Below are 19,551 nucleotides of genomic sequence, written 5' to 3' on the forward strand. Positions count from 1 at the left end.
ATTATCCGTTATGAGCTCTTAACCCTCTCGCTTCAAGCATAGCCGCCTGCAACAAGAAGGGTTTGGAGTATACTGCGATGATGTTAAGTCATTCTGAGTTATTTTGATTATGCACCATGTTGTCTCAGCTACCACTAATCCCGCCAAAATTCAGGCAATTCTGCAGGCTTTCAACGAGATCTTCGGCGAAGGATCCTGCCACATTGAGTCCGTCTCCGTCGAGAGCGGCGTGCCGGAACAGCCTTTTGGCAGCGACGAAACGCGCGCTGGCGCACGAAATCGCGTGGCTAACGCGCGTCTTGCGCAGCCAAATGCGGACTTCTGGGTCGCCATTGAAGCCGGAATCGACGAGGGCAGCACTTTTAGCTGGGTGATCATCGATAACGGTAGCCTGCGCGGCGAAGCGCGCTCGGCAACCCTACCGCTGCCGCAGGTCATTCTTGAAAAAGTTCAGGCAGGGGAAGCGCTGGGTCCAGTGATGTCTCAGCATACCGGCATCGATGAAATTGGCCGTAAAGAGGGCGCAATTGGCGTATTTACGGCCGGAAAACTGACCCGCAGCAGCGTTTATCATCAGGCCGTCGTGCTGGCGCTAAGTCCGTTTCATAACGCTATTTATCGCCAGCGTTAAACAACGACTGCTCCAGCCATAAACGCAGCTCCGGCGGCGCTGACTTGAGGCTGTTCGAACCGCGGGTGATAGTCGCGATGCCGGCGCCGAGTTCATTTTTTAGCTCGCGCTGGCTCATCTCACCGCGCAGCAGCTCTTCAATAATACGTACCCGCGTACCCAGCGCCTCGCGCTCGTCGGGGGTCAGCATAAGCTGTAAAAGCGGCAGATGAAGATCGTCGGCGTACGCCTGCTGTAAGAGCGCGACAAAACGCAGCCACTCCTGATGACGCTGTTCGGCTACCGCTGCTGAATAGGGGGATTGTTGGGTCATGTTACGCCACCTGTCGGATGTACTCACTAACGAGTACAAAGCATAACATACTTCTGTCCGGACTCTACGGATTTCGGGCAACATCGCCTTTTGCTATGTTGCCCGAAAACGACAGCGCTAGTAGCGCAGCTTCCACTCCGCATCGCTCAGCAGAGCATCTTTCTGGCCCATAAAATAGCGATAGTAGGCATCATAGGACAAAACGTTTTTGACGTAGCCGCGCGTTTCAGAGAACGGAATGCTCTCGACGAACGCCACCGCGTCAATACGGCCGCCGCTGTTGCCCCGCCACGTGCGCACCCGCCCTGGCCCGGCGTTATAGGCCGCTGAGGCGAAGATACGGTTATTGCCAAACTGCTGATAAACATACTGCAGATAGCTGGTACCAATGTTGATGTTCATTTCCGGATCCAGCAGCTGCGATGGACCGCTATAGCCAGGGATACTGAACATGCTCACCGTATGCGTCGCCGTACCCGGCATAATCTGCATCAGACCGCGGGCACCTACCGGTGAACCGGCTTTCGGGTTCCAGGCGCTCTCCTGACGCGCAATGGCCATCGCGTAGCTTTGCGGAATATCTTTCCCGCTGATGTAGCGTTTGAAAAGATCGTTATAGGCCAGCGGGAAACGCTCTTCCAGCTGATCCCACAGTTTCCCGGCGATCGTGGCCTGAACGCTGAGATCCCACCAGTTCTGATTAAACGCGTAACGCGCCAGCTGTGCCTGCTGATCTTTGGTCTTGCTGGTGACCAGATTGGCCCACTCGCTGCGGGCGGTATTGTCCATATTCCAGTACATGAGCTCGCGGACTCGCGCCATTTCCGGCCCGGAGGTCAGCGCCGGATCGAGATTAGCGGGAGCTTTATCAATACGGAAAGTGTACTCCTCGCCCAGGCGCTGGGCTGCGACCATCGGGTAGAAACCGCGCTGCTGCATCAGCGAGCGCAGAATATCTTTCGCTTCATCATCGCGCCCGCGCTCCAGCAGCAGATCGGCCTGCCAGTAGCGCCATTCATCCTTCTCTTTCGCTTCCATCGGCAAACGCGCCAGCCAGGTATTCAGGCCGCGACGATCGCCAAGACCAAGCGCCATACGTACCCGGCGCTCCACCAACGAAGTCGATTGGGAGCGCATGATAGCGTCGTCGCGCCAGATGGCCTGCTCTTCGGTCACGTCGCTGCCCATCAGTCGCCAGGCGACGATGTCACGCAGCTCCTGGATTTGATCTTCATTAAGCTGCTGCGCCTGCGCTAATGAAGGGATCATCAGGCGCGCATTTTCCACGTCCTGCCGCGCAACGCTGGCAAAGGCGACCGCCGCCATCTGGCGGGTAAAATCCGTTGCGCCGGTTGTACGGGCAAAGGTCATAACGCTATTCGGATCGTTAGCCAGCGCGATAACCGCCGTCGCAATCGTTTGATAATCAGACGGCATCTGTTGAGCCAGAACCCTTACCAGGCTGGTATTTCCCGCCTTCATCGCCAGACGGATCCGTTCAAGATAGGCCAACGGATCCTGCTGACCTGAGGCCCGCCAGGCGCCAAATAGCCGATCGCAGGCGTTTGGCTGGCTTTTGCCGCTCAGCCACAGCGCTTTCGCCCCATCCCAGGCTTCCTGAGTCTGGCCGACGTTCCATTTCGCATAGTAGTAATTACACTGCGCTTCGGTGCCGGTCGGTTTCTCCGGGCTAAACGCCAGCAGGCCTCGCCAGTCGTCGCGACGCGCCAGTTCGTTAACAAAGCGGGATTTCAGCGATCGTGCGGGAGGCAGCGTAGGGTTAGCGGCGATAAAATTGGTGACCACCAGCGCCGGTTGGTTCATCAGCTCGTCGGTTATCTGACGATACTGGAGATAAGGATAAAGCGGATAGGTCGTCAGGGTGGGCATCAGCTGATTGACGACATCCATCTGTCGGTTGTCCCATGCCTGTTTAGTTTGAGCATAGCGGCTGCGCTGTTCATCCAGTGAATCCGCATGCGCCAGTTGGCTTAACGTCAGCAGACTTACGCCGGCGGCCAGAAGACGCCACGTCACAGTTTTGGCTTTTTCCACAAGCTCTTCCTCTATTCAGGTACATCACAGCAGCATCATGCCGCGGGCAAAAATTTCAGGTATTACGTAGATATGCTAATCAGACAACGCGAATCGCGCCACGTCCCGGACATTTTTTTACTCTTTTGTGAAACCCATCGCCTCGCTGGGATTAAAGCGCGAAAAAGGCTACACTTCGCCTTTGAAAACTATCTATCATTATAAATGAGAGGCGAAGTCCAACGTGGCTCAATTCGTTTATACCATGCATCGTGTCGGCAAAGTGGTTCCGCCGAAACGTCATATTCTGAAAAATATCTCCCTGAGCTTCTTCCCTGGCGCAAAAATCGGTGTTCTCGGTCTGAACGGCGCCGGTAAGTCTACCCTGCTACGCATCATGGCCGGCATTGATACCGATATCGAAGGCGAAGCTCGTCCGCAGCCGGGCCTGAAAATCGGCTATCTGCCGCAGGAGCCGCAGCTCAATCCAGAGCAGACCGTACGTGAGTCGGTTGAAGAGGCGGTGGCCGAAGTGGTCAATGCGCTGAAAGGTCTGGACGAGGTGTACGCGAAGTACGCTGAGCCGGATGCCGACTTCGACAAGCTCGCCGCTCAGCAGGGCAAGTTTGAAGAGATTATCCAGGCGCACGACGGCCATAACCTGAACGTGCAGCTGGAGCGCGCCGCAGATGCCCTGCGTCTGCCGGACTGGGACGCGAAAATCGCCAATCTCTCCGGGGGTGAACGCCGCCGCGTCGCGCTGTGCCGTCTGCTGCTTGAAAAGCCAGACATGCTGCTGCTCGACGAACCGACTAACCACCTGGATGCGGAATCCGTAGCGTGGCTGGAACGTTTCCTTCACGACTTCGAAGGTACCGTGGTGGCGATTACCCACGACCGTTACTTCCTCGACAACGTGGCCGGCTGGATCCTTGAGCTTGACCGCGGCGAAGGTATTCCGTGGGAAGGTAACTACTCCTCCTGGCTGGAGCAGAAAGACCAGCGTCTGGCGCAGGAAGCTTCTCAGGAAGCGGCGCGTCGTAAGTCAATCGAGAAAGAGCTGGAGTGGGTCCGTCAGGGCGCGAAGGGCCGTCAGTCTAAGGGTAAGGCCCGTCTGGCGCGCTTTGAAGAGCTTAACAACGTCGAGTATCAGAAACGTAACGAAACCAACGAACTGTTTATTCCGCCAGGCCCGCGTCTGGGGGATAAAGTCGTGGAAGTCAGCAATCTGCGTAAGTCCTACGGCGACCGCGTGCTGATTGACGATCTGAGCTTCTCAGTACCGAAGGGCGCTATCGTCGGCATCATCGGTCCTAACGGCGCGGGTAAATCGACCCTGTTCCGCATGATGTCCGGTCAGGAACAGCCTGACGCCGGTTCTATCACCCTGGGTGAAACCGTCAAGCTGGCCTCCGTCGATCAGTTCCGCGACGCTATGGACAACAGCAAAACCGTGTGGGAAGAAGTTTCCGGCGGCCTGGATATCATGAAGATCGGCAACACCGAGATGCCGAGCCGCGCCTACGTGGGCCGCTTTAACTTCAAAGGCGTTGACCAGGGCAAGCGCGTTGGCGAACTGTCCGGCGGTGAGCGCGGTCGTCTGCACCTGGCGAAGCTGCTGCAGGTTGGCGGTAACGTCCTGCTGCTCGATGAACCGACCAACGACCTGGATATCGAAACCCTGCGCGCGCTGGAAAACGCCCTGCTGGAGTTCCCGGGCTGCGCGATGGTTATCTCGCACGACCGCTGGTTCCTCGACCGCATCGCGACCCACATTCTGGACTACCAGGATGAAGGTAAGGTGGAGTTCTTCGAAGGTAACTTTACCGAATACGAAGAGTATAAGAAACGCACCCTCGGCGCCGATGCGCTGGAGCCGAAGCGTATCAAGTACAAACGTATTGCGAAATAAGAGCATAAGGGCAACGCAGGTTGCCCTTTTTAGTATTTGTCTCTCTCCCGCCGGAAGAGTGTTGTAGCCCGGCTCAGGCATTCATGCCGCCAGCCGGGAAACCAACTGCAATACCGCTTCAGCCATTTCCCCGGCTCACGCTGCGCTTAGCCGGGCCAGGGATTCATGCGGCATCAGGCCGCAGAAGGCCTATCCCTGCTCGCCCATCATCTCTTTCACCAGCTCAACGCAGCGCAGGAAGCGGGCGTCGTAATCAGCCTCTTTCACATGCACAAAATCTATCTCGTTCTCCCTGAGCAGCGACACCAGCAGCGACTGGAACTCTTTACGGTCTACGGAGCTGCCAAGGCTTCGCAAGCCATCGGCTACCCACGGCGTGTTGTTTTCCAGCAGAATGACCAGGTCGAAGCGATACTCATCGATCAGCGCCTGAACAAAGGGATGTTCCCGCCCTTCATACTTCAAACAAAACGCCTGAGTACTGACAAAGTCAGTATCGATAAATGCCACTTTATTGGCATATTTTACTGCAAAATCAATATACTGCGCATGACCGAGAGCGATTTTGTCATAGTCGGAATATTGCAGCGCCATCTCATCGCCGCCGAGGTGCGAAAAGACGTAGTCGCGGCCATACTCCCAGGCGCTGGTGGTATTAAAGATATTGGAAAGCTTATTCACCAGCGTCGACTTCCCGCTCGACTCACCGCCGAGGATCGCCACCGTGCGTACGAAAAAGGGCTTCACTTCGGTAGGAATATATTCCCAATAGCGGAACGGATTCTCACGAATCTGTCCGCCGCTGATGTTCATAAAGGTGCGTTTAGGATCGATAAGAACGGTTTCAATCCCCAGATGATCCAGATACTGCGGCGCGTCGCCCTCTTCCGAGGTGTAGATCCAGTTAGGCTCAATGCCCTTCTCGCTCATAAAGGCGCGGATCCCGCGGCTCCAGACGTCCCAGCCGTGCGGATAAGGCTCCATTCCCTCTTCATTGAAGGCGTGGATGCGGATATTTTTTTGATATTTGAACGTTTGCAGCAGCCAGCGCAGGCGGTCAGGCACGGTCGGTTGCTGCGACATCGCGCTCTTTTCAAACAGCTCGCGATCGCGGGGATCGTCGTAGCCCATAATGATATGCAGCTCATCGACCTGGCTACAGGCGCGCTGAATCAAGTAGATGTGCCCGGTGTGCAGCGGGTAAAACTTACCAAATACCACGCCAACGCTTTTTTGCCGACGCGGAAACTCAAGCCCGAGAAACCGGTGCAGCGCTTCCAGCTTTTGCGCGCTGGGGCTTTTAATTTTGGCGTTCAGCAGCTGGCTCAGGTAGCCTTTTGTCATTCCGCTGGCGTCCGCCACCTGCTGTAGCGTACAGCCCTTCTGCTTTATGGCGCTTTTTAAATAGTCAAATGACGACATGGCGAGTCTCCTTTTAACTTATTATAAGTCGTCAAAGACGCTTAGCGCGTCCGCAAGCTTTTTCACGCCAAAGATTTGCATCCCTTCCGGCACTTTTTTCGGCACATTCGCGGCCGGCACAATCGCCCGACGAAAACCATGCTTAGCCGCTTCGGAAATACGCTCCTGGCCGCTCGGCACCGGGCGAATTTCGCCCGCCAGACCCACTTCGCCGAAAACCACCAGGTCCTGCGGCAGAGGACGGTCGCGCAGGCTGGAAACCATCGCCAGCAGCAGCGCCAGGTCGGCGCTGGTTTCGGTGACCTTCACACCGCCAACAACGTTGACGAACACGTCCTGGTCAGCCATCTGCAGACCACCGTGACGATGCAGTACCGCCAGCAGGATCGCCAGACGGTTCTGCTCCAGCCCCACCGCCACGCGGCGCGGGTTGGACATCATTGAGTGATCGACCAGCGCCTGGATCTCCACCAGCAGCGGTCGGGTACCTTCCCAGACCACCATTACCGAACTGCCCGAAGTCACTTCGTCACCGCGGCTCAGGAAGATAGCCGAGGGGTTGCTCACTTCACGTAGCCCCTGCTCGGTCATAGCGAATACGCCCAGCTCGTTGACTGCGCCGAAGCGGTTTTTATGGCTGCGCAAGGTGCGAAAACGAGAATCGGCGTCGCCGTCGAGCAGCACGGAGCAGTCAATACAGTGCTCCAGCACTTTCGGCCCGGCCAGCGAGCCGTCTTTGGTCACGTGGCCGACCATGACGATCGCCACGCCGCGCGTCTTGGCAAAGCGCGTTAAATAGGCCGCCGTTTCGCGCACCTGAGCCACGCTGCCCGGCGACGACTGCACGTCGGCCATATGCATCACCTGGATGGAGTCGATAACCATCAGCTGCGGCTTTTCTTCGTCGGCAATCTGGCAAATCTGCTCAATGCTGGTTTCTGACAGCATATTCAGGTTGGCGGTGGGCAGACCTAAGCGGTGAGCGCGCATCGCCACCTGCTGAAGCGACTCTTCCCCGGTGACGTAGAGCGTTTTCATGCCTTCGGAGAGCTTACACAGGGTTTGCAGCAGCAGCGTCGACTTGCCCGCGCCGGGGTTACCGCCGATCAGAATCGCGCTTCCCGGCACCACGCCGCCGCCGAGCACGCGGTCAAATTCTTTAAATCCGGTCGAAAAGCGCGGCAGCGCTTCGAGGCTGATATCGGAGAGCTTTTGCACCTTCGATACGCCGGCATTACCGGCGTAACCTGACAGGCGTTCGTTTCTTGCCACCTGCGGCGAAGCGGCAATGCGCATCTCGGTTATGGTATTCCAGGCATGACAGGCGCTGCACTGCCCCTGCCAGCGCGGATAATCCGCACCGCATTCATTACAGACAAATGCGCGTTTTGGAGCTTTCGCCACGTTAACCTCTTACTTTTGATTCATGCTGCCGGAGAGAATACAGAATACCCCCATCAGGTCAGCGTGGCGGATTGTCACTTCCGCCAGTTCATTCACTTTGGGCTTAGCATGATAGGCGATGCCGAGTCCTGCCGCTTTAATCATCGGCAGATCGTTTGCGCCATCGCCAATAGCGACGGTTTGCGCCGGCGGGATTTCATACTTTTCCGCCAGTTTACGCAGCGTACTGGCTTTATATTTCGCATCGACGATATCGCCGATGACGTTGCCGGTCAGCTTACCGTCCATGATCTCCAGTTCGTTGGCGAACACCGCGTCGAGATGCAGCTTGTCGCGCAAATACTCGGCAAAGAAGGTGAAGCCGCCGGAGGCGATCGCCACCTTCCAGCCGAGCGTTTCCAGCTTCAGCACCAGCTGGGTCAGCCCCGGCATCAGCGGCAGCGTTTCACGCACCTGCAGAAGAATATTGGCATCGGCATCTTTCAGCGTTGCTACCCGCTGACGCAGGCTGGCGGTGAAATCAAGTTCGCCGCGCATCGCGCGCTCGGTCACTTCAGAGACCAGCTCGCCGGTACCGGCCAGTTTGGCGATTTCATCAATGCACTCGATCTGAATCGCCGTCGAGTCCATATCCATAACCAGCAGGCCCGGCGTGCGTAAATGCGGGATTTTCCCCAGCGGCGCGACGTCAAACCCGGCCTCATGGGCCAGACGGGTCGCTCGTAGCGTTAACGAACCAGCCAGACGAATCACCTGATAGTCGTCAACCGCCCAGGAGGCAACAATCACCAGGGCCGCCCCCAGCTCCCGCTGCCACTCGGTCAGACGACGCTTGTTGAGACCGCGACCATACAGCAGCCAGCCGCTACGTCCGGCATGATAATCCAACGGCATAACCTCATCACCGCTCAGGGAAAGCGGCAATCCAGGCCACTGGGAAACATCTTCAGGCAGGTCGCACCAGGTCAAACTGTTTGGCATCACGGCTCCACATAACTTCATTCAGGCGAGGAAAATAACGCATGAGGCTACCTTGTAACCAGCGCTTCTGGCAACATTAAGCTGCAAATTTTCAAAGGTGGAATATGGTACGCGCAAAACTTAAATTCCGGCTGCATCGCGCGGTGATAGTTCTGATCTGTCTCGCACTCCTCGTCGCCCTTATGCAGGGCGCTTCGTGGTTTAGCCAGAACAGCCAGAAGCAGCGCAATCCGCAGCTGGAAGAACTGGCCCGCACGCTCGCCCAGCAGGTCACGCTGAACCTGGCGCCGCTGATGCACAGCGAAACTCCCGACGAAAAGCGAATTAGCCAGCTGCTGGACCAGCTTACCCATAAAAGCCGGATCCTCGACGCCGGCGTGTATGACGAACAGGGTGACCTGGTGGCGCGTTCCGGCGAAAGCGTCGAGGTACGCGATCGGCTGGCGCTGGACGGGAAAAAAGCGGGCGGCTACTTCAACCAGCAAATCGTTGAGCCTGTTCAGGGTAAAAACGGGCCGCTCGGCTACCTGCGCCTGACGCTGGATACCCACACGTTAGCCACTGAAGCGCAGCAGGTCGATAATACCACCAATATCCTGCGTCTGATGCTGCTGCTATCTCTGGCCATCGGCGTCGTCCTGACGCGCACCCTGCTGCAGGGTAAACGTACCCGCTGGCAGCAATCGCCTTTCCTGCTCACCGCCAATAAGCCGGTGCAGGATGAAGATAAAGATGAATCAGAATAAGGAAATCGCTATGCCCACGCTGCGCCTGCTGCTCTCTGACTCTTACGACCCCTGGTTCAATCTGGCGGTTGAGGAGTCCATTTTTCGCCAGATGCCCGCAACTCAACGGGTGCTGTTTCTGTGGCGCAACGCCGATACGGTGGTCATTGGCCGCGCACAAAATCCGTGGAAAGAGTGCAACACCCGACGTATGGAAGAAGACAACGTGCGCCTGGCGCGTCGCAGCAGCGGCGGCGGCGCGGTATTCCACGATCTGGGCAATACCTGCTTTACCTTTATGGCCGGAAAGCCAGAGTACGATAAAACCGTTTCCACGAAAATCGTCCTGACGGCGCTGAATTCGCTGGGCGTCACGGCGGAAGCCTCAGGCCGTAACGATCTGGTCGTAAAAACCGCTGAAGGCGACCGAAAAGTCTCCGGCTCCGCCTATCGCGAAACGATGGTTCGCGGCTTTCACCACGGAACGCTGCTGCTGAACGCCGATTTAAGCCGTCTGGCCAACTACCTCAATCCCGATAAGAAAAAGCTGCAGGCTAAAGGCATTACCTCCGTACGCGGGCGCGTAGCCAATCTGGTCGAGCTGCTGCCGGGCATTACCCATCAGCAGGTCTGCGAGGCGATCCAGGAGGCGTTTTTCGCCCATTACGGCGAACGCGTCACTGCAGAAGTGATCTCCCCGGAGAAAATGCCGGACCTGCCGAATTTTGCCGCGACCTTTGCTCGCCAGAGCAGCTGGGAGTGGAACTTTGGCCAGGCACCGGCTTTCAGCCATCTGCTGGACGAACGTTTTACCTGGGGCGGCGTAGAGCTCCATTTCGACGTCGAAAAAGGCCATATCACGCGCACTCAGGTCTTTACCGACAGCCTTAACCCGGCACCGCTGGAAGCGCTTGCCGCCCGACTGCAGGGTTGCCTGTACCGCTCAGATATGCTCCAGCAGGAGTGCGAGGCTTTATTCGTTGATTTCCCGGAGCAGGAGAAAGAGCTGCGTGAGCTGTCGGCGTGGATTGCCGGCGCGGTACGCTAACGTGCGGTCAGATCACGTCGCCCCGCCCCTCTCCCATAGGGAGAGGGAGGAAGAGATGATTACTCTTTATCGCCCAGCAGAACGGATTCCAGCGCGATTTTGATCATATCGTTGAAGGTCGTCTGGCGTTCAGCAGCCGTGGTCTGCTCGTGGGTACGGATGTGGTCAGATACGGTGCAGATGGTCAGCGCTTTCGCACCGAATTCCGCCGCGACGCCGTAGATCCCGGCCGCTTCCATTTCCACGCCCAGAATGCCGTATTTTTCCATTACGTCGAACATCTCACCGCCGTCCGGCGCATAAAACAGATCAGCAGAGAAGATGTTGCCCACGCGAGCGTCAACGCCCAGCGCTTTTGCCGCGTCAACCGCGTTACGCACCATGCCAAAGTCGGCAATCGCCGCAAAGTCGTGGTCTTTGAAACGCATACGGTTAACTTTAGAGTCGGTGCAGGCGCCCATGCCGATAACCACGTCGCGCAGTTTAACGTCCATACGCACCGCGCCGCAGGAGCCTACGCGAATGATTTTTTTGACGCCGAAGTCGGTGATCAGCTCTTTCGCATAAATGGAGCAGGAGGGGATACCCATACCGTGACCCATAACGGAAATTTTGCGGCCTTTATAGGTACCGGTGAAGCCCAGCATACCGCGGACGTTGTTTACTTCACGGATATCTTCAAGGAAAGTTTCGGCAATGTGCTTCGCGCGCAGCGGGTCGCCAGGCATCAGCACAACGTCAGCGAAATCGCCCATTTCTGCGTTAATGTGTGGAGTAGCCATCGTTAAATCCTTCTGAATGTTATACCTGATGGCGACTACGCCTAATCAGGCTGACAAAAAAGGCCCGGTGAGCGTGACTCACCGGGCAAAAAATCACAGCATGTTTTTGCCGTATTCCATCGGAGACGTACCGAAGTACGTTGCCAGAGTCTGGCCGATATCGGCGAAGGTTTCGCGGTGACCCAGCGAACCCGGCTTCACTTTCGGGCCATAAATCAGTACCGGAATATGTTCGCGGGTATGGTCAGTACCGGTCCAGGTCGGGTCGCAGCCGTGGTCAGCGGTCAGGATCAGAATGTCATCTTCCCCTACCAGTTCCATCAGCTCCGGCAGACGGCGATCGAACAGCTCCAGGCCCGCAGCATAGCCAGCAACATCGCGGCGATGGCCCCAGGAAGAGTCGAAGTCCACGAAGTTGGTGAAAACGATGGTTTCGTCCCCCGCTTCTTTCATCTCTTTTATGGTGGCGTCAAACAGCGCATCCAGGCCGGTCGCCTTCACTTTTTTGGTAATGCCGCAGTTGGCATAGATGTCGGCGATTTTACCGACCGAAACCACCTGCCCCTTTTTCTCGTCAACCAGCTTCTGTAGCACCGTCGGTGCCGGCGGCTCAACGGCCAGATCGTGGCGGTTACCGGTGCGCTGGAAGTGACCGGCTTTGTCGCCGATAAACGGACGCGCAATAACGCGGCCGATGTTATAGCCGCCTTCGGTCAGCTCTTCACGCGCGATTTCGCACAGTTCGTACAGCTTATCGAGACCAAAGGTCTCTTCATGGCAGGCAATCTGGAACACCGAGTCAGCAGAGGTATAGAAAATCGGCTTGCCGGTTTTCATATGCTCTTCGCCCAGTTGATCGAGGATAACGGTACCGGAAGAGTGGCAGTTGCCGAGGTAGCCCGGCAGATTTGCGCGCTTAACCAGTTTATCAAGCAGCTCCTGCGGGAAGCTGTTTTCATGCTCAGGAAAGTAGCCCCAGTCAAACAGAACCGGCACGCCAGCGATTTCCCAGTGGCCTGACGGGGTGTCTTTGCCGGAAGAGAGCTCATGCGCCCATGCGTAAGCGCCGATAACTTCCGCGTTGCCGTCCATACCGGCTGCAACTTTACCGGTAGAACCTTCATGGGCCTTAACCAGCCCCAGGCGGGTCAGATTAGGCAAATTGAGCGGACCTTTACGGCCGTTGTCAGCCTCGCCTTTGGCACAAGCTTCTGCAATATGGCCCATGGTGTCTGAACCGACGTCGCCAAAGCGTTCAGCGTCTTCAGTCGCACCGATGCCGAATGAGTCCAGCACCATAATAAATGCACGTTTCATATTATTCTCCGTACCTTTTGCGCTGCAAAAAAGCGATCAGATCAGTATATAACTATTCGGTGATACGACGATAGACTGTCGGCGTAATTTCAGGCGCTTTATCGTCAAGTTTTATGGCCGCTTTCACTGCTTTGGCCGCTTCCTGCCAGCTGTTCTCATCTTTCGCATGGATAACCGCCAGCGGCTGCTGCGTATCAATGCGCGCGCCGAGGGGAACCATGTCGGTGAAGCCGACGCTGTAATCAATTAGATCTGCAGCCTGACGGCGACCGCCGCCCATAGAGACCACCGCCATGCCCAGCGCGCGAGTGTCCATTTCGGCAACAAATCCTTCGCCTTCGGCGTAGACCGCTTTGCTTAGCATCGCGCCCGGCAGGTATTTATCGTAGTTTTCCACGAAATCGCCAGGGCCTTTTTGCGCCGCCACCATCCGGCCAAAGACTTCTGCGGCTTTACCGTTATCCAGCACCGCCTGAAGCTTAGCCCGCGCATCGGCATCGTTCTCCGCCAGCTTGCCGGAAATCAGCATCTCAACGCAGAGCGCCATCGTCACCTCAAGCAGCCGCGGATTGCGGTACTCGCCGGTGAGGAACTGCACGGCTTCCCGCACTTCCACCGCATTACCGGCGCTGGAAGCCAGCACCTGGTTCATATCGGTCAACAGGGCTGTCGTCCGCACGCCGGCGCCGTTAGCAACGCCGACGATCGCTTCGGCCAGCGCGGCGGAAAGCTCATAAGTAGGCATAAAGGCGCCGCTGCCGACTTTGACATCCATCACCAGCGCGTCCAGCCCTTCCGCCAGCTTCTTGGCGAGAATCGAGGCGGTGATCAGAGGGATAGAGTCCACCGTCGCGGTGATATCACGCGTGGCGTAAAAACGTTTGTCCGCCGGTGCCAGAGAGCTGGTCTGCCCGATAATCGCGACGCCGACATCTTTAATGATTTCACGGAAGCGGCTATCGTCCGGGAAGATATCGAAACCGGGGATCGCTTCCAGCTTGTCCAGCGTACCGCCGGTATGACCGAGTCCGCGCCCGGAGATCATCGGTACATAACCGCCGCAGGCAGCGACCATCGGCCCCAGCATCAGGGAAGTCACATCGCCTACGCCGCCGGTAGAGTGTTTATCGACAATCGGGCCGTTAAGATTAAGGCTCTTCCAGTCGAGGACGGTTCCTGAATCCCGCATCGCCATGGTCAGCGAAACGCGTTCCGGCATAGACATATCGTGGAAAAAAATGGTCATCGCCAGCGCGGCGATCTGCCCTTCAGAGATGGTGTTATCGCGGATACCGTTAATGAAAAAACGAATTTCTTCATCGCTCAGCGCATGACCATCACGTTTTTTACGAATAATTTCTTGTGCGAGAAACAAGATTACCTCCCGAGGAAAGAGTCAAAGACCAGCCTCAGGCCGGACGACATCCGGCCTTAAGGTCAGACAAATTACGTATTAGTAGCTGCTGGCGCTCTTACCATCGCCGTGACCCAACGCTTTCAGCAGGCTTGCCAGCAGGCTGGAAGCGCCGAAGCGATAGTGGCGAGAATCGGCCCAGTCGGCCCCGAACAGCTCATCAGCAATGGCGAGGAACTTTTGCGCGTCTTCCGCGCTGCGCACGCCGCCTGCCGGTTTGAAGCCAACGCTCTGCTGAACACCCATATCGCGGATGACTTCCAGCATAATGCGCGCGCTTTCCGGGGTCGCATTCACCGGAACTTTACCGGTCGACGTTTTGATAAAATCAGCGCCGGCTTTGATGGAAATTTCAGACGCTTTACGAATCAGCGCTTCTTCTTTCAGCTCGCCGGTTTCGATAATGACTTTCAGCAGCACGTTTGCTGCCGCGCAGGCTTCTTTACAGGCTTTGACCAGGTCAAAACCCACCTGTTCGTTGCCCGCAATCAGCGCGCGATAAGGGAACACGACGTCGACTTCATCCGCGCCGTAGGCAATCGCCGCGCGGGTTTCCGCCAGCGCAATATCGATATCATCGTTACCGTGCGGGAAGTTGGTCACCGTCGCAATGCGGATATCCGGGGTTCCCTGTTCGTTCAGCGTTTTGCGTGCGATCGGGATAAAGCGCGGGTAGATACACACTGCGGCGGTATTCCCTACCGGTGTTTTGGCCTGATGACACAACGCGATCACTTTCTCATTAGTGTCGTCATCATTCAGGGTGGTCAGGTCCATCAGTTTCAACGCGCGCAGGCTGCTTGCAGTTAAATCAGTCATTTCATACTCCGACGGCGTATTGCCGGTTAAAAGTTTGTTCACCTTGCGAGTCTGTTACTATTGTAACATTGCCTCGCCGCCACACTTCGATATACATCACAGTTAATGAAAACTAATTGCCAATTTGCATTACTTTGACGTGATTAAAATCACACTAAATAGCCAAGCCCGGGCTTCATGAGCGTACAGCACTTTATAAGCATAAACAGCAATCTCCGGCCCGACGGAATGTTATTATTATAACATATCCGAACGCGACAACTCGATATCAGCAGGGTCATTTTGTGCGAACAACGGCGAAAAAGAGCACTAACGATGGAAAAACAGAGCGTTGCAGGATGATGGAATTTTAACAATTGTGGTAAAAATACCGGCGGCAGCGCCGCCGCCGGTATTTTCTCGCTGAAGGACGCGTTATAGCGCGAGGAAGACGCCTGCGATGGTGGCGCTCATCAGATTTGAGAGCGTACCCGCCGCCACCGCCCGCATGCCCAGCTGTGCGATTTCCTGGCGGCGATTGGGCGCCATACCGCCTAAACCGCCAATCAGAATGGCAATGGATGACAGGTTGGCAAAACCGCAAAGGGCAAAGGAGATAATGGCCTTAGTGTGGGTTGAAATGACCTGCAAACCTGCGGCAGCCACCTCGGCGTCGGCTTTCAGATATTCGCCGAAATTCATATAGGCCACAAACTCATTGATGATCAGCTTCTGGCCGATAAATGAGCCGGCCACGGTGGCTTCACTCCATGGAACGCCAATCACCCACGCCAGCGGCGAGAAGACCCAGCCGAGAATCATTTGCAGCGACAGATCCGGGTAGTTAAACCAGCCGCCCACGCCGGAGAGGATCCCGTTAACCAGCGCAATCAGCGCGATAAACGCCAGCAGCATCGCGCCAACGTTAAGCGCCAGCTGCATCCCCGAAGCTGCCCCGGATGCGGCAGCATCCAGTACGTTTGCCGGCGCTTCCGGATCGGCGTCATTTTTTTCCAGCGCCGGGCTATCTTGCGGCTGCTCGGTTTCCGGCACGATAATTTTCGCAAACAGCAGGCCGCCCGGTGCCGCCATAAATGAAGCGGCAATCAGATATTCCAACGGTACGCCCATCTGGGCATAACCGGCCAGAACGGAGCCTGCGACCGAAGCCAGGCCCCCGCACATCACCGCAAACAGCTCAGAGCGCGTCATGGTGGCGATGTAAGGACGCACGACCAGCGGCGCTTCGGTCTGGCCAACGAAAATATTCGCCGTGGCAGAGAGCGATTCCGTGCGCGAGGTTTTCAATACCGCGCGCAGCGCCCCGCCGAGTATGCGGATCACAAACTGCATAATGCCCAGGTAATAAAGCACGGCGATCAGCGATGAGAAGAAGACAATGACCGGCAGGACGCGCAGGGCAAAAACAAACCCGCCGCCGCCGAAGACCTCAAACATCTTGTCGGAAACCAGACCGCCGAAAATAAAGCCGATCCCTTCATTGCCGTAAGCAATCACGTTGGCAACGCCGTTAGACATGGCCAGCAGCGCCGTGCGCCCGGCCGGCACGTAGAGAATTAACGCGCCGATCCCCACCTGGATAATCCAGGCGCCGAGGACGGTGCGCAGGTTGATGGCTTTTCGATTACTGGAGAGGAGCACTGCGATGGCTAACAGCACCACCATGCCGATAAGTCCCATGATAATTTGCATACAGAATCCCTGTGTATTGATAGTTCAGCGTAAAACCCCGCGATTATAACGGCATGGAACCATCACGCTCATCACAGCTCACACATTTTAGGCAAAACAATGAGATAAAAAGGCAGGAATGAGACACAAGTCACTCAATAAAAGGTTATAAAATAGCAAAAACCTCTTTTGTATTACAAAACATGGTATTAGCTATCTCTTCAGCAGGCTCAGAGCGTAGCTCACATAAGGCGGTGAAGACGCGAGCCGCTTGCTCAGGCCTGTTCGGCTGCCCCTGGAAACCGTTTAACGGCATATCCGGCGCATCGGTCTCCAGTAACAGCGCAGAAAGCGGTAGCTGCGCCATCACGTCGCGGGTCTTGCTGGCGCGCGGGTAGGTAATGGTACCGCCAACGCCGATTTTATAGCCCAGCTGGACAAAGCGTTCGGCTTGCTGAAGACTACCGGCAAAACCGTGCACCACGCCGGTACGCGGTAAAGCGTGCTTTTTTAGCAGCATCGCCAGCTTGTCATGAGTGCGTCTGGAGTGGAGGATGACCGGCAAGTCGTAGCGTTTCGCCAGACGCAACTGCGCCTCCAGGAGAGAAATCTGGCGCTCGAACTGCGGATCTTCGCGATAGAGATCGAGGCCAATTTCCCCAACCGCGATCAGCTTAGCATCGCGTTTCGCCAGGCAGGCTTCAAGCCGCGCCAGACTCTCTTCTTCATGCCGCTCAATTACTATCGGATGAAGCCCCAGGGCCGCGTAGAGCGGAGCATACTGCGCCGCAAGCCCTAATACGCGGGCAAAGTTATCCGCTTCTGTCGCCGGTACGATGATTTGCCTCACGCCAGCCTGAGCCGCTCGGGCAATACTGGCAGTTTCGTCGCCGGTGAAAGGAGGGAAATCGAAGTGACAGTGGGTATCAACAAATCGCAAGGTCACGCGAGGTCCTCATTATCAAAGCTGGCATCATTGGCCTGCTCAGCCGCGATGACCGGAACCTGAGGGATCTCGTTGGCCACGGGCGCCGGCGGGATAACCACCGTTTTCGGTACCGCAATGCGTGGCGCATGACGCAGCAAAGGAGGCCTGTCGGCCAGCAGTTTACCGACCGTAGCGAGGAAATAGCGCCCGCACTGGCGCCCGGTTTTGTAGTCTTCCAGTAAAGCAGGAAGACGGCTGCCTAACGCCATACTTTTCAATGGCTTCTGTGGATATATTTCCAGAATTCTCAGCTTACCCGGTGGCTTCTCAATGAACTCTTGTGTGGAGCGATAGGTGGTTTCGTGGTGCTGTACCAGATTCACAAACGGCTGCAGGCTACTTTCGCCAAGCCAGCGCTCCATCCGTTTAAACCACTGCGGGGTGTAGTACATCTGCGAAGGCACGGTGCGGATCACTACAATTGTTTGCGCGCCCCGACGGGCGGCCTCCTGCACCGGGATCGCATCGCTGACGCCGCCGTCCAGATAGCTCACCCCATCCAGCATAACGCCGCTGCGGTAAAAACCGGGAATCGCGCTGGAGGCGCGAATCAGATCGAGCCAGGTTTGCTGGGTAGGGGAAAAGTAGTTGGGCGTATAATCATCGCCGCGGCAGGCGCACATCCAGAACTCTTTACCCTGAGCAAAACGGTCTTCAGCATAAGCCATCGCCAGCGGCATTTTTTTGGCGGTGCTGTCGACCAGCCAGTCGAGATCGATGAGGTTGCCTCCGCGGACAAAACGCATCGGGTCGAAAAACTCGCGGGCGGTGGTGTAGCGGGTGATCACCTTGCGGGCATAGCCGGGCTGGTTGCACAGATAGGCCGAGAGATTTTGCGCCCCGGCAGAGGTGCCAAACAGCATATCGAACGGGTTAAATCCCGCGCGCATAAATTCGTCCAGCACCCCGGCGGTAAAAATGCCCCTCTGTCCCCCACCTTCGCACACCAGCGCAAGCCTGCCCGGCTGGAAGGGTTTAACAGATAACGGCGTAATGTTGCCCAACGTCACGGGAATTCGCTGCCCCACCCTGCTTTCCTGTCTGGCTTATTATAAAAACAAAGGTAACGCAATTTTTAACGCCCTGAAACAGAGAAAGCCAGTCTCATTGACTGGCTTTATGTAAGACGGTATTTCACTGATTAACGTCTAGGGACGTCGACGGCCGGTGAACAGGCTGACCAGGAACAGAATAATACCGACAACAAAGACAATTTTAGCAGCCCAGGCAGCGGTACCTGCCAGGCCACCAAAACCCAGAGCGGCGGCAATTAAAGCGATCACCAGAAAAATAATGCCCCATCTAAACATACGTCTCTCCTTACCATAGTTAATGACGGTCGATTTTCTGCGCACTCAGGCCGCGCATACACAACCCTGTGGTGCTACACATCCTGCGGAAAGACCGCAGAATAAATTCTTTTAATGAATGGATTTATTTAACGCTAAGATCGTTCTTCACGCTTTTGACGCCGGAAACGGCTTTAGCAATGCCTTCCGCACGTTCCGACTGCTTGCTGGACTCGACCGTGCCGGATAAATGTACGACGCCATCGGTGGTCTCAACTTTCACGTTACGCGACGGGACGATATCGTCAGCCAGTAATTTAGCTTTGATCTCGCTGGTCACCGCGGTATCGCCCGCGTAGCCCTTCAGCGACGCTGATTTTTCGTTCTGCACGCTAAGCTTGTCGTTTACCGAGCTCACGCCTTCAACGGCTTTAGCTACGCTAAGCGCTTGTTTATGCTGCTCTGAACTATCAACTGTACCGCTTAACGTGACGACTTTATTTTCCGTTTTCACCGAGATATCGGTGCTGCGAATATCCTTATGATCGATCAGCGCCGCTTTCACCCTGGCGGTGATGGTGCTGTCGTCCATAAAGTTTCCGACTTTGTTCATCGAATTATCAACGGCTTGACCGGCATTGCTGGCTGCAGATTTTGCGCTGTCTACGGTCGAGTTTTCTGCATACGCCGAAGCGCTGATTATTGCTGAGCCCAGGAAGAGGGCCAGGAGTGTCTTGCCGCTCTTAAGTCTTGTCATCGTCGTTCCTCGTTATATCTAAGCAGGTAAAGCAAAATAAGTAG

At 56.1% G+C, this 19,551-nt stretch carries 18 protein-coding genes; 4 read left to right on the forward strand and 14 right to left on the reverse strand.

The genetic code is table 11. The features are described from left to right. Positions 1-109: 109 nt before the first annotated feature. Positions 110-631 carry an inosine/xanthosine triphosphatase gene (yjjX, locus tag ABLV11_RS24535; RefSeq protein WP_016809140.1) on the forward strand — a complete coding sequence of 174 codons (522 nt, stop codon included), beginning with the start codon at positions 110-112 and terminating at the stop codon, positions 629-631. Here yjjX and trpR read toward each other — a convergent pair. Together trpR and sltY are read right to left on the reverse strand one after the other, a co-directional pair. Then, complete coding sequence (trpR, locus tag ABLV11_RS24540; RefSeq protein ID WP_004108439.1) at positions 612-944, reverse strand: trp operon repressor; 333 nt, start codon at positions 942-944, stop codon at positions 612-614. The genes yjjX and trpR overlap by 20 nt on opposite strands. Positions 945-1,061: 117 nt before the next feature. Continuing rightward, the gene (gene sltY, locus ABLV11_RS24545; RefSeq protein WP_126488397.1) at positions 1,062-2,999 is read right to left on the reverse strand and encodes a murein transglycosylase; all 1,938 of its coding nucleotides are present in this window, start codon (positions 2,997-2,999) and stop codon (positions 1,062-1,064) included. Positions 3,000-3,222: 223 nt separating this feature from the next. Here sltY and ettA point away from each other — a divergent pair, with 223 nt between their 5' ends. Further along, positions 3,223-4,890 (forward strand): energy-dependent translational throttle protein EttA, encoded by a 1,668-nt coding sequence (ettA, locus tag ABLV11_RS24550; RefSeq protein WP_004108448.1) that lies wholly within the window; start codon positions 3,223-3,225, stop codon positions 4,888-4,890. 189 nt (positions 4,891-5,079) lie between these two features. On the opposite strand, the gene nadR is transcribed toward ettA, so the two are convergent. From nadR to serB, 3 genes are read right to left on the reverse strand one after another with little or no spacing between them, the layout of a single operon-like run. Then, positions 5,080-6,312, reverse strand: a complete 1,233-nt coding sequence (gene nadR, locus ABLV11_RS24555; RefSeq protein ID WP_004108450.1) for a multifunctional transcriptional regulator/nicotinamide-nucleotide adenylyltransferase/ribosylnicotinamide kinase NadR — start codon at positions 6,310-6,312, stop codon at positions 5,080-5,082. A gap of 21 nt (positions 6,313-6,333) precedes the next feature. Next, a complete protein-coding gene (gene radA, locus ABLV11_RS24560) occupies positions 6,334-7,716 on the reverse strand; it encodes a DNA repair protein RadA (RefSeq protein ID WP_004110386.1) in 1,383 nt (460 codons plus the stop codon). 9 nt (positions 7,717-7,725) lie between these two features. Next, positions 7,726-8,697 (reverse strand): phosphoserine phosphatase, encoded by a 972-nt coding sequence (gene serB / locus ABLV11_RS24565; RefSeq protein ID WP_004108454.1) that lies wholly within the window; start codon positions 8,695-8,697, stop codon positions 7,726-7,728. A 104-nt stretch (positions 8,698-8,801) separates the two neighbouring features. On the opposite strand from serB, the gene ABLV11_RS24570 reads away from it, so the two are divergent. Both ABLV11_RS24570 and lplA read left to right on the forward strand, forming a co-directional pair. Then, positions 8,802-9,443 carry a YtjB family periplasmic protein gene (locus ABLV11_RS24570; RefSeq protein ID WP_004108456.1) on the forward strand — a complete coding sequence of 214 codons (642 nt, stop codon included), beginning with the start codon at positions 8,802-8,804 and terminating at the stop codon, positions 9,441-9,443. Positions 9,444-9,453: 10 nt separating this feature from the next. After that, positions 9,454-10,470 (forward strand): lipoate--protein ligase LplA, encoded by a 1,017-nt coding sequence (gene lplA, locus ABLV11_RS24575; RefSeq protein ID WP_348855960.1) that lies wholly within the window; start codon positions 9,454-9,456, stop codon positions 10,468-10,470. A 59-nt stretch (positions 10,471-10,529) separates the two neighbouring features. Here the strand turns inward: lplA and deoD are convergent, their stop codons facing one another. The 9 genes from deoD to osmY all read right to left on the reverse strand — a co-directional run bounded on the left by deoD (position 10,530) and on the right by osmY (position 19,507). Continuing rightward, positions 10,530-11,252 carry a purine-nucleoside phosphorylase gene (gene deoD / locus ABLV11_RS24580; RefSeq protein ID WP_004108460.1) on the reverse strand — a complete coding sequence of 241 codons (723 nt, stop codon included), beginning with the start codon at positions 11,250-11,252 and terminating at the stop codon, positions 10,530-10,532. A 93-nt stretch (positions 11,253-11,345) separates the two neighbouring features. Beyond that, complete coding sequence (gene deoB, locus ABLV11_RS24585; RefSeq protein ID WP_004108462.1) at positions 11,346-12,569, reverse strand: phosphopentomutase; 1,224 nt, start codon at positions 12,567-12,569, stop codon at positions 11,346-11,348. Between the two features lie 52 nt (positions 12,570-12,621). Beyond that, the gene (gene deoA / locus ABLV11_RS24590; protein WP_004108464.1) at positions 12,622-13,944 is read right to left on the reverse strand and encodes a thymidine phosphorylase; all 1,323 of its coding nucleotides are present in this window, start codon (positions 13,942-13,944) and stop codon (positions 12,622-12,624) included. A gap of 78 nt (positions 13,945-14,022) precedes the next feature. After that, a complete protein-coding gene (deoC, locus tag ABLV11_RS24595; RefSeq protein WP_004098396.1) occupies positions 14,023-14,802 on the reverse strand; it encodes a deoxyribose-phosphate aldolase in 780 nt (259 codons plus the stop codon). A gap of 414 nt (positions 14,803-15,216) precedes the next feature. Then, positions 15,217-16,494 carry a NupC/NupG family nucleoside CNT transporter gene (locus tag ABLV11_RS24600; RefSeq protein WP_004108467.1) on the reverse strand — a complete coding sequence of 426 codons (1,278 nt, stop codon included), beginning with the start codon at positions 16,492-16,494 and terminating at the stop codon, positions 15,217-15,219. 145 nt (positions 16,495-16,639) lie between these two features. After that, positions 16,640-17,419 carry a metal-dependent hydrolase gene (locus ABLV11_RS24605; RefSeq protein ID WP_004110380.1) on the reverse strand — a complete coding sequence of 260 codons (780 nt, stop codon included), beginning with the start codon at positions 17,417-17,419 and terminating at the stop codon, positions 16,640-16,642. Beyond that, a complete protein-coding gene (locus ABLV11_RS24610; protein ID WP_004108471.1) occupies positions 17,416-18,489 on the reverse strand; it encodes a patatin family protein in 1,074 nt (357 codons plus the stop codon). The genes ABLV11_RS24605 and ABLV11_RS24610 overlap by 4 nt, the downstream gene beginning before the upstream one ends. Positions 18,490-18,609: 120 nt before the next feature. Beyond that, positions 18,610-18,771, reverse strand: coding sequence for a DUF1328 domain-containing protein (locus ABLV11_RS24615; protein WP_003856556.1), 162 nt, complete (start codon positions 18,769-18,771; stop codon positions 18,610-18,612). Between the two features lie 124 nt (positions 18,772-18,895). Continuing rightward, a complete protein-coding gene (gene osmY, locus ABLV11_RS24620; RefSeq protein ID WP_004108473.1) occupies positions 18,896-19,507 on the reverse strand; it encodes a molecular chaperone OsmY in 612 nt (203 codons plus the stop codon). Between the last annotated feature and the right edge of the window lie 44 nt (positions 19,508-19,551).

Origin of the sequence: Klebsiella sp. GW_Kp181 (assembly GCF_040062315.1) — a bacterium.
Classification (GTDB): Bacteria; Pseudomonadota; Gammaproteobacteria; order Enterobacterales; family Enterobacteriaceae; genus Klebsiella; species Klebsiella oxytoca.

Bases quoted from the DNA above. Each gene is read 5' to 3' on its own strand.
- yjjX (WP_016809140.1), top strand. From the start codon at position 110: ATGCACCATGTTGTCTCAGCTACCACTAATCCCGCCAAAATTCAGGCA.
- trpR (WP_004108439.1), bottom strand. From the start codon at position 944: ATGACCCAACAATCCCCCTATTCAGCAGCGGTAGCCGAACAGCGTCAT.
- nadR (WP_004108450.1), bottom strand. From the start codon at position 6,312: ATGTCGTCATTTGACTATTTAAAAAGCGCCATAAAGCAGAAGGGCTGT.
- serB (WP_004108454.1), bottom strand. From the start codon at position 8,697: ATGCCAAACAGTTTGACCTGGTGCGACCTGCCTGAAGATGTTTCCCAG.
- ABLV11_RS24570 (WP_004108456.1), top strand. From the start codon at position 8,802: ATGGTACGCGCAAAACTTAAATTCCGGCTGCATCGCGCGGTGATAGTT.
- lplA (WP_348855960.1), top strand. From the start codon at position 9,454: ATGCCCACGCTGCGCCTGCTGCTCTCTGACTCTTACGACCCCTGGTTC.
- deoD (WP_004108460.1), bottom strand. From the start codon at position 11,252: ATGGCTACTCCACACATTAACGCAGAAATGGGCGATTTCGCTGACGTT.
- deoB (WP_004108462.1), bottom strand. From the start codon at position 12,569: ATGAAACGTGCATTTATTATGGTGCTGGACTCATTCGGCATCGGTGCG.
- deoC (WP_004098396.1), bottom strand. From the start codon at position 14,802: ATGACTGATTTAACTGCAAGCAGCCTGCGCGCGTTGAAACTGATGGAC.
- ABLV11_RS24600 (WP_004108467.1), bottom strand. From the start codon at position 16,494: ATGCAAATTATCATGGGACTTATCGGCATGGTGGTGCTGTTAGCCATC.
- ABLV11_RS24615 (WP_003856556.1), bottom strand. From the start codon at position 18,771: ATGTTTAGATGGGGCATTATTTTTCTGGTGATCGCTTTAATTGCCGCC.
- osmY (WP_004108473.1), bottom strand. From the start codon at position 19,507: ATGACAAGACTTAAGAGCGGCAAGACACTCCTGGCCCTCTTCCTGGGC.